This window comes from Lentzea sp. NPDC055074 (assembly GCF_053608005.1).
Window position 1 is genome coordinate 113808 of the sequence record NZ_JBSGUQ010000008.1, and the last position, 12580, is coordinate 126387.

Consider the following 12580-nt stretch of genomic DNA (forward strand, 5'->3'; position numbering starts at 1 on the left):
CATGAACAACGGCTACGCGGTCGTCGACGTCGAGACCACTGGGCTTTCACCAGGTCAGCACCACCGGGTGATAGAGGTCGCCGTCGTGCACCTCGACGCGTCCGGGCGCCGGACCGACGAGTGGTGCACGCTCGTCAACCCGCGCCGCGACCTGGGTGCCCAGCACGTGCACGGCATCAGCGCGGCCGACGCCCGGCGCGCGCCCGAGTTCGCCGGTGTCGCCGGTGAGCTCGCCGCGAGGCTGTCGGGACGGGTGCTCGTCGCGCACAACCTGTCGTTCGACCTGCGATTCCTGCAGGCAGAGTTCGCGCGCCTCGGCCACGAACTCTCCGCGCCGACGGGCCTGTGCACGATGGACCTCGCGGGCCGCTACCTCGGTGCATCATCGCGTTCGCTCGCCGCGTGCTGTGAGGTGGCCGGTGTGACCATGGGCACCGCACACTCCGCACTGCACGACGCGCGCGCGTCCGCAGGACTGCTCGCACGATGCCTGGACCGTATCGGGCACGTAGAGCCGGTACAGCTCACGGTTCCCCGCACTGTCAACGCATTCGCCGTGCAACGCAGCCACGCGCACGGAGCCGAACAGCACTTCCTGGCGAAGCTCGTGCGACTGCTGCCTCGCGTCGAGGCGTTGTCGGGCGACGAGTACCTCGACGTGCTCGACCGGGCGCTGGTCGACCGGCACCTGTCGCAGGAGGAACAGGAAGAGCTGCTCGAGGTGGCGCAGTCGCTCGACCTCGGCCTGCCGCAGGTGATGGAGCTGCACCGCGGCTACCTCGCCGCCCTGGCCGACGCCGCCTGGGAGGACGGCCGGGTGACCGCGGACGAGGAAGCCGACCTGAGGCTGGTCGCGTCGTTGCTCGGGGTGGAGGTCGCCGGTGCGCTGCGCAGACCGGTGCGGCTCTCGCTGGGTGACCTCGTCGTGTTCACCGGCGAGATGCGCGAGGGCCGGGACGTGTGGGAGAGCCGCGCGCTGTCCGCCGGGCTCACGGTGAAGGCGGGCGTGACGAAGAAGACCGCGGTGGTGATCGCGGCGGACCCGGACTCCATGTCGGGCAAAGCGGACAAGGCGCGCACGTACGGGATCCCGATCGTGTCCGAGGACCTGTTCGCCGGGTTGCTCGGGCAGTTGAGCGGGTCGGCGTGAGCGCCGTGGACCGGGTGGCCGCGCTCGTCCGGGAACGCAACCGCATCGACGCCGCTGCCGTCGTGGCCGAGCTACGCGCGCGTGGACGCAGAATCGGCACCGCGTCCAGCGTGCGTGACGAACTGTGGGACGCCGCGGAGATCTATCCGCGGCGCAACCCGTCGTTTCCGCTCACCGATGAACAGCGCGAAATGCTGGCGTTGTTCTGTAGCTAGTCATCAGCCGTGAGGCTGTGCCCGTCCCATGTGAAGCGCACGGTCGTCACGGCGTCGTCCCCGTCCGTGCCCGTCGTGAGCTGGTGGATGGCGATGCCGGTCAGCTCCCGGTAGTCGCACCACTCGTGGTCCGACGTCAGCACCAGGTCGAGGTCGAAGTTGACCAGCAGTTCCAGCAGCTGGCCGCGGTTGGTCGCGTCGACGCCGACGAACACCTCGTCCAGCAGGATCATGCGGGGTGCGGTCGGCGTGGCGTGGTAGTGCGCGGCGGCCGCGGCGAACAGCGGGAGGTGCAGCACGATGGCCTTCTCGCCGCCGGACAACGCGCCGTGCACGCGCTTGGTGACCGGGACCCAGCCCTCGCCTCTGTCGACCTTCACGACGAACTGGTGCCACGTCGTGTAGTCGAGCACCTGGGCCAGTTGTTGTTCCCAGCCCGTCGCGGAGTCGTGCGCGCGTGCTTCCTCTACGCGCTCGCGGAAGAACTGGTGCAGCAACGCGCGTTCGTCGTCGTCCAGGTCTGAGCGCAGCAGGAGGTCGCGTGCCTCCCGGGTGCCCGGTGGCAGCTGCGGGTCGACCTGCCAGTCGAGTTGCACGCGGATGCCCGACGCCGTCTGGACGCGTTCCAGGTGCTGGTTCATGGTGCCGACCAGTTCGGTGGCGCCCTGGATGCGCTGGGCGATGTGCCTGCGCGTGTCGCCGGTCAGGGTCTGGTCGAAGAGGTCGCGTTCGCCGTCGGTGATGTGGGTGCGCATGCGGTCGCGTTCGGCCTGCAGTGTGTGAAGCAGGGCGTGTGCGCCCATGCGCGTGCCATCGAGTGTCGCGGTCAGCACGGTGACGTCGTCGTCGGGATCGAGCGACAGGTCGATGCGCCCGGCCAGGTGCTGCTGGGCCTCGTGCACCGCGGCGCCGAGCCGGGACTCGGAGTCGCGGATCAGGCGCGGGTCCACCGGTCCGTCGGGCACCTCGCCGGCGTCGGCGGGCAGGTGGCCGCTGGTCAGGTGCTTGTAGCGGGCTTCGGCCGCCTGGTGCACGACTGCGGCCTCGGCGGCGCGTGCGGTGTCTACCTTGCGCTTCTCCTCCAACGTGCCGAGTGTGCGCGCCAGGCCCGTTTGCTTGTCCAGCAGCAGCTCGCGTTGCTCGGCCAGTGCGAGTGCCTTGGCGCGCAACGAGATGAGCTGCTGGTCCAGGGCGTGGAACTCGGAGCCCGCGGACCGTTCGACGGTCTCCAGCGTGATCGTGAGATCGGCCGCCTCCTGCTGACGGGAGGCCGCCGTCTCCTCGGCCTCGTCGGCCAGCGCGCTGCTCGTCGAGGCACGGCTGACCGCGTCAGCCGACAGCGCCTCGGAGGCGAACGCGTCGTAGCGGTCGTCGAGCCAGCGGTGGGCCGCCGTGCCGAACGCCGTCAGCGCGTCCGCGTCCGGGACCTCGGTCGTGGCGCTGTGCCGGGCGACGACGGCCTCGGCCTCGGCCACCCGCTGGGTCGCGGCCGCCACGGCGTCCTTGCGCGCCGCACACCTCAACTGGGCCTTGGTCCGCTGCTCCTCGGCGATCTCGATCGGGTCGGTCGAGGGCTGCCGGGCCAGCTCACCGGCCAGCGTCGCGCGGCGCACCGCGATCTGGTTCAGCGCGGCGTCCACACCGGACACGTCGGTGGCGAGCTGCTCGATCAGGCCGGTCAGCTCGGCGATCCGGCCCGCGCGAGCGCGTTTGCGGGAGTCCGCGCCGATGTAGGTGGGGAACTCCTTGGTCCAGCGGCCGTGCGCGTTGGCCAGGCGCCACGTGCCGTCCGCGCCGATCGCGATGGCGTGCCCGGTCGCCGTGTCGCCGAACGCGACGCCTTCCAGGAACCTCCGGCAGCGCTCGTCCTCGGTGACCAGCACCTCGGACAGCGTGTAGCCGGGAGCCGGGGGAGCGAGCGACGGCTCGACGAAGCGGTCCCGTTCGGACATGCCGTACGAGTTCTCCGGCGTGAGCCACCCGTCGAGCAGGCCCGACGCCTCCAGTGCGGCCTCGACCGCGCCCTGTACGGCCGGCGGCGTGCCGGGGCGGAAGTCCACCAGACGCCACAGAGGGGCCCCCACAGCGTGAGAGCGGTACTCGCCGTCACGCGTGTACGGCGCGGGCGGCGGCACGTCGACCTGGTTGGCGAGCTTCTCGCGGATGGAGTTGTACTGCGAGAGCTGACCGTTCAGCGCCGTGCGCGTCTCCTCCAGACGTGCCTCGATGCGGCTGAACTCCTCGCGTGCGCGCGCGGCGGCCTCGACGACCTCGCCGTGCTCGGACACGTTCAGCTCGCGGCAGCCGTGCGCCCACGTGTCGAAGTCCGCGCGGAACTTCGCGAACACCTGCTCGAACGTCTGCTGGGCCGTGGTCTCCGCTTCCGTGGCGAGGTCGAGCTCGTCACGGGTTTCCTCGAGCCGTTGGCGTGCGGCGTTCCGTGCTGAGACAACCCTCTCGTACGCGGCGACGGCACGAGCGATCGCGTTGATCTCGGTGAAGCGGGACTCGACGGCGGCGGTGAGCAGCTGGCGTCCCGCCCGTGCGTCGGCACCCGACTCGATCTCCTCGAACACCGACGGCATGCCCGCCTGTTCGGCTGCTTCCCGTGCGGTCACCGCGGAACGACGCAGCTCATCGGCGCGTGCGGCCGCATCGGTCTTCGCCTGCCCGGCCAGTTCGTCGTCGGCAACGGCTCGTGCGCGCAGCTTCGCGGCATGCGCGGCGGCTTCGGACGCACGCACGCTCGCGGCGGAAAGCTGCTGCCGCAACAGGTCGAGCTGCTTGCCCTCCTGGTACGCGGGCAGGTCGGAGATGCCGGAGATCTCCGCGTCGACCGCGCTCGCCTCGCGTCCCAGCGCCGCGAGCTGGTCGAACGCCTCGTCGGTGAGCGTGATCTGACGCTCGTAGCGCCGGTCGCTCATCCGCGCGGCCCTGGTCAGGTCCTCGAGCTGCTCGGTCGACGTCTCCAACGCCCACGCGGCCACGCCCAAGACGCGCTGGGCGTACCCGCGCTGCACGTCCGCGAGCCGTTCGGCGGTCGTGATCTCCTCGTCGAGCCGCCGCAGCTCCTCACGCCGGCGGTCGAGCCGTTCGAAGCCCTCGGCGATCTCGGTCAGATCGGACTGGTCCAGCGGCGGAAGTGCCTTGGACAGCAACGAGGACAGCACGCTCGGGTCGAGCCGCTCGGACAGCTTCGGCGTGCGAAGCTGCAGCAGCGCCGTGATCAACGAGTCGTACCGCTGCTCGCTCACACCGGGGAACAACGTCGTCCGCACCATGTGCCGGTAATCGGCCGGTGAGGTGTGCACGACGCCGTGGTCGCCTATCGACGCGGCGAGGTCGGTCGTGGTCAGCGGCCGTCCGGCCTCGTTCACCAGCGCCAGGTCGCCGATCCGCTGCGACGTCGTGAAGTACGTGGCGGAGACGTTTGACGTGTTCGTGGTGGCCTGGAGCCGCGCACCGCACGTGAACCACTCTTCGCCCTGTTGGAACTCCAGCCACACGTACCCGACGCGCGTGCTGCCCTGGTTGCCCTCGCCCATGAGGTTCCAGTGCATCGTGCGGTCCGCACTGCCGAACGTCGACAAACGGTGCGGACGCAGGTTCGCATCGAACAGGTACGGCAGCAGCAGCTCGAGCGCTTTCGACTTGCCCGTGCCGTTGGGGCCTCTGAGCAGCAGTCTGCCCTGGTAGAACGAGAAGATCTCGTCGTAGTAGCGCCAGACGTTGATGATGCCGGCGCGGCTCGGTTGCCACCGGTCAGTCATTGAGCTCCTCGACCGCGTACCTGGCTGCGGCGGGCAGCCTGTGAACGGTGCCGTTCTCCGTGCGTGCGAGTCCGAACGCCTCGAGCAGTTCGAGCGCGTCCGCCGCGAGTCTGCCCGCCCCACCGTCCGACTGGTAGGCCTTGGCCCAGGTGCGGAACTTCGTGAGCAGCTCGTGCGACTCCTCGGCCAGTTCCTCGGTCGTCGCCGGGCCCTGTGCCAACCGGTCGAGCAACAACAACGCGGCGACCTTCGCGTGGTTGTCGTCGTCCGGGAACCTCGTGTCCGTGGCGATCGCGTCGGCGTCGACCACGAGATAGCCCTCGGCGCGTTCCTCCAGCGTGCAGCCGGCGAGCCGAATGCCCGTCTGCACGACCTTGCGCCCGGCGGGGGAGGACAGGAACGAGAGCTGGCTCGCGTTCAGATCTTCCTTGTACAGCACGGGATCGTCGATCAGGCGGCGCATCACGGAGTGCCGTTGCCACAGGCTGCGGTGCGCGGTGTCGTACCGGGTCTCGCGGGTGAGGTCCGCGATCGTGTCCACTGTGGAGGGCGGTGCCGGTGAGGCCAGCAGGCGCGTGATCAGCGTCGGGTCCGCGCGGACGTGCTCGCCCGTCTCGACGGCGCCCAGCTCCTCCAGGAACGTCAGGACGTCGTTGAACGCGTTGCGGTCGCTGCGCCTGGCCGGGTCGAACCCGATGCCGTCCTCGGCCGCGGCCTGCTTCGTGCGGGCGTTGAGCTCGTCGAGCGTGGTCGTGGGTGTGCTGAGCAGCTCCGCGCACACCAGGCACAGCAGCGTGTAGCGCCTGCGGTCGAACGCCGGACGCGTGCGGTCGGGCCGTTGCGTCACCTTGAACAGACGCGCGTATCCGGCCCGTGGCTCGACAACGACCCGCCAGCCGCAGTAGTAGTCGAACCACTTCGTGATGGGCTCACGGCGCCTGCGGACGAGGTCGAAACCGTCGTGGTCCTGCGCCGCGGTGAGCAACGGCCGTGCGAGCAGCATCCTGACGCCACGCGCCACTTCTTCGCTCTCCAGCCGTGCGAGCTGGTTCCCCGTGCGGCTCATCGGCTCTGCACGTCGATCACGTAGTCGGGCCCGCTCAGCGTGCCCTTCTGGGTCGTCATGGTCGCCCAGCCGCGCGCGTTGCGCAGGTTGATCTGCATCCGCCCGTCACTCGTCCCGGCCGTGCGCGTGCCGGTGCTGTCCGGGTCGCTGCCCAGGGCCCTGCCGACCAGGTCGATCAGCCGGTGGAAGGTGTCGTGGTCGAGGTTCGTGAGCGTGGAGATCCGGATCGCGCCATCGGTCTGGATCAACGACCAGGCGTGCTCGAGCTCGGCGCGTTCCTTCTCGGCCTGCTCACGGCGGTTGCGGCGCACCTCGTCGACGTTGCGGACCTTGCCGGTCGCGCCGATGTGCTCCTGCTTGCCGGTCGCGCGCAGCTGCGGTGACACGGGCACCGGCGGCGTGTTGTGCCAGGCCTCGCCGCTGGGCAGCAGCTCACCGTCGGCGTGCGCGAGGTGCGCGTGCCGAGCCGACCACATCCCGAACGCGGCGTTGAACAGCTCGTGGGCCTCGTCCTCGGTCTCGGTCCTCGCGAACCACCGGGCCAGTGCTTTGAAGTCAGCGGCGGTGTTCGTGGGCTTCTTGCGCTGCTCGCTGATCCGGTCGAGCACGCGCAGCAGCTGCACGATCGCCTTGCGCGACACGTCCTGCAGCTCCTCGACGCGCGGCGGGTTGTCGCTGAACCACGACTTGAGGCTGTTCCAGCGCTCTTTGCGCTGCTGCAGCCACAGTTCGTCGCTCAGGTTCGCGCCGCTGCGGGCGCGTTCGTGCAGCTCGGTGGGGTCGATGGCCTGCACGGCCTCGCGGATCTTCTGCTTGCGGGCGTCCAGGTCCGCGATGAAGTCGCGCAGGTAGGTGACCGTGGTGCGCTTGACGTCCTGGAACGTGGCGAGGTCGGCCTGGTCGTCCCTCAGGAGCCTCTGCAGGTCGGCGTTGAACGTGGTCGTGCCGGTCTTGAACGCTTCCAGGTGGCCTTCGAGCTCTTGAAGCTTCGTGAACGTCTGGCGGTCGTCCAGCGGCGCCTGCAGTTCGTCGAGCTTGGCCTCGATGGCGTCCAGGACCGCGGTCTGCAGCGAGCCGGTGCTCGCGATCGTGCTCATCGCGTGCTGGATGCCGGCGTACGCGGCCTCGCCCGGTTTCGTCAGGCCGTAGCGGTGCTGCGCCGCGTCGAGCAGGCCCCATCCACGGAGCGCGTTGAGGGACGCGTGCAGCTCGTCGTCCGTCACCTGCTCGGACCAGCCGACGCCACGCAGCCGTTGCTGCACGTCATCGGCGGTGAGGACGGTCTGCAGGCGCTCGTTCGCCACCCCGAACACGCGCATCACTGCAGTGTGCAGGTCCGCCTGGTCGGTCGTGGTGAAGCGGAACAGGTCCGCGGGCACCGGTGGAAACGTCGTCACCTGTGCCACCGTAGCTGGTCGCAGTAGGGCTTTCGGGTGACAGGTCTGAGCAGCTGTCAGGCCGACAGATCGTTCAGGAGGCCGAGACGTGCACCGGCTTGCCATCCCTGTCGGAGGTGACGGTGCCGGGAGAGCCGGCCCAGGGCGAAGCGCCGCTGGCGGTACTTCGTCACTCGATCATCGCCGGGCGAGGTGCGGGGCGCGGGCCGTTCTCCAGTCGCCGGGCGATCTGGACGTTGGACAGCGGCTTGGCGATCACCGTGCCGATCGCGAGCAGGAGGGCCATCGCGGGCCGGGCCAGCTCGCTCTCGTACGGCTGGTCGACCGCCTCCCAGGTGCTGCCGCGCACGAGGGTCACCGGCTTCGGCACGCCGATGTCGTCCGGGGTGAACTGCGACTGGCTCATGGTCCGGGTGATCTGGTTGCCGAAATCGGGTGTCACGTCCACGGTGCACCGCCAGGTGACGCCGAGGTAGCGCCAGTCGCGGTCGCAGGATCGGGCTGTTCCGGTGCCATTCGTGGGAAGGGTGACGGTTCCGTTGTTGTTGATGTGCGCCACCATAAATACGCCGTAGACGAAGTACGCGCCGTACAAGGCCAGCACGCCGATGACGAGGTTCCAGCGCCATTGGCGGCGAAGACGAGCGGCCAGCGCGCGCCTTCGTCCGGGGTCGGTCGGGTGACCGAGCCTGTCAGGAGGCCAGAGGAAGGCGAGGCCGACGAAGGCGCCGATGCCGAACGCGAACCCGGCGATCACGTTCCACGGCCCTGGGGTGAACGCTCCTCTCGCGGGGCTGAACGTCGGCCGTGCGTCGACATGGTTGAACTGCTCCATCGGCACGTCGGTTCCGATGTCCGCCGGCGTCAGCATCGACGAGTGGTTGGTGTACCGGTACCGCACGCCGTCGGAGTCCGTCACGACCGCCTCGCAACTCCACCGGGTGCCGAGCAGCAGCCAGTTGCGTTCGCACTGGACGTTGTTCGCGGTGGCCTCGGCCTCGCCGCCGTCGGTGTGGCCCGCCCAGAACGTCCCGACGAAGATCGCGGCGTACAGCGACACCAGCCACCAGGCGACGGCCAGGCGTCGCTTGCGGTACTTCGTCACTTCTTCTGCTCGGGGGTCTGCTGGTCGTCGCCGTTGATCACCTTGTTCATCTCCTTGCCGAGCTCCTTCGCCGGGTGGACCAGGTCGCCGTAGTGCGGCATCAGGTGGCTGATGTCCCGGCTGGCCACGGCACGCACCCAGTTCTGGCCGTCGAGCACGCCCTTCGTCAGGGGTGCGTCCACGTGGTCGCCCGTGCGGCCACCCCAGTGGGTGGGATCGCCCAGGTTCTCCCTGCGCGTGGTGAGCGGCGGCTGGTTCATCTTCTCGTAGACGTCCCTGACCTTCTGCTTGCGCGCCGGGCCGTTCTCCTTCACGCGGTTCGCCCAGTCGTCGACCTTCCGGCTCGTGCGCTGGGCGAGATCGTCGACCTTGTTCATCGCGTTGTCGACGCCGTCCTGGATCCGCCTGCTCGCGTTGCCGAGTCCTTCGCCGACGTTGTCGAGCGTGTCGGCCCTCGACACCCTCGTGGCGGAGTCGGACGCCAGTTCCGCCGCGCGCTGGTTGCCGTAGCGGCTGTTCGGCATCTGCCGGCTCAGCGCGGCCAGGTCGTCGGCCTGCCTGCGCATGGCGTCGCCCGCGCTCTTCGCCAGGGAACCGAGCTTGTCGAGAGCCTTGAACAGCTTGGCGACGAACCTCGCGATCTTGGTGCCGATCTCGACGGCCTTGGTCACCGCGCGGGTGATGAACGCGGCGATCGAGGCACCGGCCGTGGGAATCGCCGACGCGGCGGCCGGGATGCCCCACATCAGTAGGGTGCCCGCGAGGTCGGCCAGCAGGTCGCGGATCAACGCCCTGGTGGCGGCGACGATGGCGCCGGCCACCTTGATCTTGTTCGCCGCAGAGGACGCGGCGGCCGAAGAGCCCTCCAGTTGGGCCACCAGGGTGCTGCACCTGGCCCGGTAGGCGTCGGCCGCGTCGCCGGTCCAGTCAGCGAGCGCCTTCGCCTGGTTGCCGTAGGTCGTGGCCTCCTCGCTCAGACGTTTGGCGATGTTCTCCCAGGTGTTGCCCACCGCCTCGATGGCGGGAGGGTCGCCCGCGAGCCTGTCGAAGGGCTCGCGGATGAAGCCGACGTTCTCGATGATCCAGCCGACGACGGACGAGGCGAGCGTGCCGAGCGGGTCGGTGAGCAGGCCCGCGACGTCGAGGACCATCGCGGCACTGTCGATGCCGAGGGCGATCGGGTCGATCTTCTTGCCCTCGGTGAAATGCTTGACCAGGTCCTCACCGGTGTCAGCGAAACCAGCACCGGCGAGCCACTTCTTGTCAGGCTCCTCTTTGGCGATCAGTGGACTGCTCATCGGTTCGTTCCTCCAGGCTGAGCCGACGCTGGTCCGGTCTCTTCCACGGGTTTCTTCTTGCGGAACATGCGGACTGTGATGATGAACGCGGCGCCCGGGAAGCCGACGATGGAGAGGGCTGCAAGGGCCTTGATGGGCTCGCGGGGTTCGGTCACGCCCCACTTCACGGACGCGGCTGAAGATCTACTGGTTCGCACGCGGTTGTTGGTCATCGGCACGCGAGTGCCGACATCCTGGGGAGTGAGCGAGGAATTGCCGTTGTGGTAGCTGTAGCGCTTGCCGTCGTTGGCGACGATGGTGGCGTCGCAAGACCAGAGGGCGCCGAAAGCCCACCAGTTCCTCGAACAGGAGATGTCTTCGGCGTAGCCCTTCGTCTCCCCGCCGGAACCGTCCTCCCCACCGAAGAACCGGGGCCCGGCTTGGGCGAGGTAGAGGGCGATGACCCACATGGCCACCGCGATCGCGATGCGCTTGATCATCCGTGCACTCCCCGGAGTGCGTCGCGGTTGCCCTCGTCGGTCTGCCGGTAGGTCTCCGCGGTGGAGCAGAGGCTGTCACCGGTGGCCTCGAACGCCTTGGGCAGCTCGGCCAGCAGCAGCTTCGCCTTGTCCAGCTCGTCGTTGAAGATGAACGACCACACCTGGCAGAGCTCACCCATCACGGTGGGGCCCAGGCTCACCTGGGAGGCGGAGGAGACCTCCTGCAGGGACGGGGACAGCTGGCCGACGATCTGCTTGCCGTGGGCCGCGATGGCCTCGGACTGCGCCACGAAGCCGCTCATCGCAGCACCGAGCTTCCGCCGAAGTCGTCGTCATCGCCCTGTGGCGGCGCCGGACGGCCCGGTGCGGGTGGAGGTTCGGAGACGGTGCCCGCCGGGTCGATCACGGCGATGCCCTGCTGCACCTGTTCGCGCAGGAAGGCCATGCCCTCGCCGTCGCCGAGGATGGGGCGCATCGTCTCTTCGATCTTGCGGGCTGCTTCGACCTGGGCGCGGCGGATGGTGTCCATGATGGAGCGGCCCAGCGCGTTGTGGCCCAGGTCGTCGGCGCGCGGGGTGAGTTGGAGCGACTCGATCCGGCCGCCGGAGCCCACGGTGACGACGACCGCGCCGTCCGGGCTCTGCGCCTCGGTGCGGGACTCGCGGAACGCCGTCTGGATGGCGTTCGCCTGTTCCTGGGCCTGCTGAAGGCGTCCCTCGAAGTTCGCGAGGAACTGGTGCGGATCGGTCATGGACGAAATGGTGCCATTTCCGGCTACTCGTCGCGCACGGTTTGGCACAATGCGTGCATGGTGAAGCCGCTCGTCACTCGGGAGATGCGGGAGCGTGCCCGGCGTGCGCCCAGCAACTGGCTGCACGTCGTGGACCCGGCGTTCGACGGTGTCTCGGGTGAGGCGGTGATCGGGCGGTACCTCGTGGACGCGCGGGGTGAGATCACCGACGAGTACGTGCCCAATCCCCGGTACCGGGCGCCGGAGATCACCTTCGAGAACGACCTCGAGTCGTTGATGTACCTGGTGCATCGGGGGCATGCGGACAAGGGCGAGTTGGTGGACGCGGTGCTGGCGGCCGAGCTCGTGCTGCCCGCTGATCCGGCGCGTGAACCGCGGCGGCATCTGGTGATGCGCGGGGACGTGGTGGACGCCTTCGCTTCGGAACGGGCGTTGCCACGGGACTGGCCGCCGTACTGGCACCGGTTCAGCGGCGTGGAGCTCGCTGTCGTGCTGGACGCGCAGGAACGGCCCGCGACGCTGCTGGTGACCGCGCAGGGTGGGGTTCAGTTCGAGGTTCCGGGTGAGTTGCTGGTGGACGGACTGCGTGACGTGACCACGATGGGGTGATCCGCGTGGTGGCGTTGATCGACGAACGGCCTGCGTTGGGCCGATCGGCCTAATCTCCCGCCATGCGGACGAGGCTGACCCCCATGCAGCAGGCGGTGGTGGACGCCGGGCGGCCGTTGCCCCAGCTCACCGATCCGCTGGAGGTCGAGCTCCAGGTCAGCGCGTTCGTCGGGCCCTTCGCGGACAACGAGGAGCTGTGGGAGGTCGTCGTCCGGCACCTGCAGGAGGTGCCGAGCAGGCGTAGTGCCGCGCTGCTGACGGCGCTGGGGCACCTGCTGCCCGGGCGGCCTGGGGTGTGGGCGCAAGCCGCCGCGAGGCATCAGCCTGGGCCTCAATGGGATCTGGGAACGCTTTCATTCGGCGAGTGCTGGATCGGTGACCGATCCATCGACGCGGGATATCTGGCACTGCTGTGCAGCTATTCGTACGGCGACTCGCCTCATGCCATGGTTTTCATGATCGACGAAATCAGCGGGAGCCTCACGCGGCACGCGTTTCTGACGCGGCAGGTCGAGGAGGCGCTGGCGCGGCTGCGGGACGAGATGCGGTTGGAGCTGATCACTCCCGAGGCCGCTCATTGGCTGCTCAGCCGCAGTTACGACCGGTTCGAGCGGCGGCCCGGGCTCGGGGTGAGCATGGACGTGCACCAGACGAGGTTGGTGGCGCGCCGGCGGATTGCGCTCGCGATGAATTGAGCGGCCTGTGCGTTTCGCAACGTGATGATTCATCCGACTGTGCAC

Annotated in this window: 12 protein-coding genes; 4 read left to right on the plus strand and 8 right to left on the minus strand. The window is 69.1% G+C overall.

What is annotated here, in order from left to right:
- The first annotated feature begins 1 nt into the window (after position 1).
- Both ACWF7A_RS20195 and ACWF7A_RS20200 read left to right on the plus strand, forming a co-directional pair.
- The gene (locus ACWF7A_RS20195) at positions 2 to 1150 is read left to right on the plus strand and encodes an exonuclease domain-containing protein (protein ID WP_452251983.1); all 1149 of its coding nucleotides are present in this window, start codon (positions 2 to 4) and stop codon (positions 1148 to 1150) included.
- Positions 1147 to 1365: a hypothetical protein gene (locus ACWF7A_RS20200; protein WP_452251984.1), complete on the plus strand. Its 219-nt coding sequence runs from the start codon at positions 1147 to 1149 to the stop codon at positions 1363 to 1365. The genes ACWF7A_RS20195 and ACWF7A_RS20200 overlap by 4 nt, the downstream gene beginning before the upstream one ends.
- Here the strand turns inward: ACWF7A_RS20200 and ACWF7A_RS20205 are convergent.
- The 8 genes from ACWF7A_RS20205 to ACWF7A_RS20240 all read right to left on the minus strand — a co-directional run bounded on the left by ACWF7A_RS20205 (position 1362) and on the right by ACWF7A_RS20240 (position 11231).
- Positions 1362 to 5135 carry a TIGR02680 family protein gene (locus ACWF7A_RS20205; RefSeq protein WP_452251985.1) on the minus strand — a complete coding sequence of 1258 codons (3774 nt, stop codon included), beginning with the start codon at positions 5133 to 5135 and terminating at the stop codon, positions 1362 to 1364. The genes ACWF7A_RS20200 and ACWF7A_RS20205 overlap by 4 nt on opposite strands.
- A complete protein-coding gene (locus ACWF7A_RS20210; RefSeq protein WP_452251986.1) occupies positions 5128 to 6201 on the minus strand; it encodes a TIGR02678 family protein in 1074 nt (357 codons plus the stop codon). The genes ACWF7A_RS20205 and ACWF7A_RS20210 overlap by 8 nt, the downstream gene beginning before the upstream one ends.
- Complete coding sequence (locus ACWF7A_RS20215) at positions 6198 to 7598, minus strand: TIGR02677 family protein (protein ID WP_452251987.1); 1401 nt, start codon at positions 7596 to 7598, stop codon at positions 6198 to 6200. The genes ACWF7A_RS20210 and ACWF7A_RS20215 overlap by 4 nt, the downstream gene beginning before the upstream one ends.
- A gap of 169 nt (positions 7599 to 7767) precedes the next feature.
- A complete protein-coding gene (locus ACWF7A_RS20220; protein WP_452251988.1) occupies positions 7768 to 8703 on the minus strand; it encodes a DUF6346 domain-containing protein in 936 nt (311 codons plus the stop codon).
- Positions 8700 to 10001, minus strand: coding sequence for a WXG100 family type VII secretion target (locus ACWF7A_RS20225; RefSeq protein ID WP_452251989.1), 1302 nt, complete (start codon positions 9999 to 10001; stop codon positions 8700 to 8702). Before ACWF7A_RS20225 ends, ACWF7A_RS20220 begins: the two co-directional genes overlap by 4 nt.
- Positions 9998 to 10480, minus strand: a complete 483-nt coding sequence (locus ACWF7A_RS20230; RefSeq protein ID WP_452251990.1) for a DUF6346 domain-containing protein — start codon at positions 10478 to 10480, stop codon at positions 9998 to 10000. Before ACWF7A_RS20230 ends, ACWF7A_RS20225 begins: the two co-directional genes overlap by 4 nt.
- Complete coding sequence (locus tag ACWF7A_RS20235) at positions 10477 to 10782, minus strand: hypothetical protein (protein ID WP_452251991.1); 306 nt, start codon at positions 10780 to 10782, stop codon at positions 10477 to 10479. Before ACWF7A_RS20235 ends, ACWF7A_RS20230 begins: the two co-directional genes overlap by 4 nt.
- Positions 10779 to 11231: a YbaB/EbfC family nucleoid-associated protein gene (locus ACWF7A_RS20240; RefSeq protein WP_452251992.1), complete on the minus strand. Its 453-nt coding sequence runs from the start codon at positions 11229 to 11231 to the stop codon at positions 10779 to 10781. Before ACWF7A_RS20240 ends, ACWF7A_RS20235 begins: the two co-directional genes overlap by 4 nt.
- Positions 11232 to 11288: 57 nt before the next feature.
- Here ACWF7A_RS20240 and ACWF7A_RS20245 point away from each other — a divergent pair, with 57 nt between their 5' ends.
- Together ACWF7A_RS20245 and ACWF7A_RS20250 are read left to right on the plus strand one after the other, a co-directional pair.
- Positions 11289 to 11840 carry a hypothetical protein gene (locus tag ACWF7A_RS20245; RefSeq protein WP_452251993.1) on the plus strand — a complete coding sequence of 184 codons (552 nt, stop codon included), beginning with the start codon at positions 11289 to 11291 and terminating at the stop codon, positions 11838 to 11840.
- Positions 11841 to 11923: 83 nt separating this feature from the next.
- A complete protein-coding gene (locus tag ACWF7A_RS20250) occupies positions 11924 to 12535 on the plus strand; it encodes a hypothetical protein (RefSeq protein ID WP_452251994.1) in 612 nt (203 codons plus the stop codon).
- Positions 12536 to 12580 lie beyond the last annotated feature (45 nt).

Excerpts from the sequence above, each read along its gene's own strand:
- ACWF7A_RS20235 (WP_452251991.1), bottom strand. The coding sequence starts at position 10,782 with ATGAGCGGCTTCGTGGCGCAGTCCGAGGCCATCGCGGCCCACGGCAAG.
- ACWF7A_RS20245 (WP_452251993.1), top strand. The coding sequence starts at position 11,289 with ATGGTGAAGCCGCTCGTCACTCGGGAGATGCGGGAGCGTGCCCGGCGT.
- ACWF7A_RS20230 (WP_452251990.1), bottom strand. The coding sequence starts at position 10,480 with ATGATCAAGCGCATCGCGATCGCGGTGGCCATGTGGGTCATCGCCCTC.
- ACWF7A_RS20195 (WP_452251983.1), top strand. The coding sequence starts at position 2 with ATGAACAACGGCTACGCGGTCGTCGACGTCGAGACCACTGGGCTTTCA.
- ACWF7A_RS20205 (WP_452251985.1), bottom strand. The coding sequence starts at position 5,135 with ATGACTGACCGGTGGCAACCGAGCCGCGCCGGCATCATCAACGTCTGG.
- ACWF7A_RS20240 (WP_452251992.1), bottom strand. The coding sequence starts at position 11,231 with ATGACCGATCCGCACCAGTTCCTCGCGAACTTCGAGGGACGCCTTCAG.
- ACWF7A_RS20225 (WP_452251989.1), bottom strand. The coding sequence starts at position 10,001 with ATGAGCAGTCCACTGATCGCCAAAGAGGAGCCTGACAAGAAGTGGCTC.
- ACWF7A_RS20210 (WP_452251986.1), bottom strand. The coding sequence starts at position 6,201 with ATGAGCCGCACGGGGAACCAGCTCGCACGGCTGGAGAGCGAAGAAGTG.
- ACWF7A_RS20250 (WP_452251994.1), top strand. The coding sequence starts at position 11,924 with ATGCAGCAGGCGGTGGTGGACGCCGGGCGGCCGTTGCCCCAGCTCACC.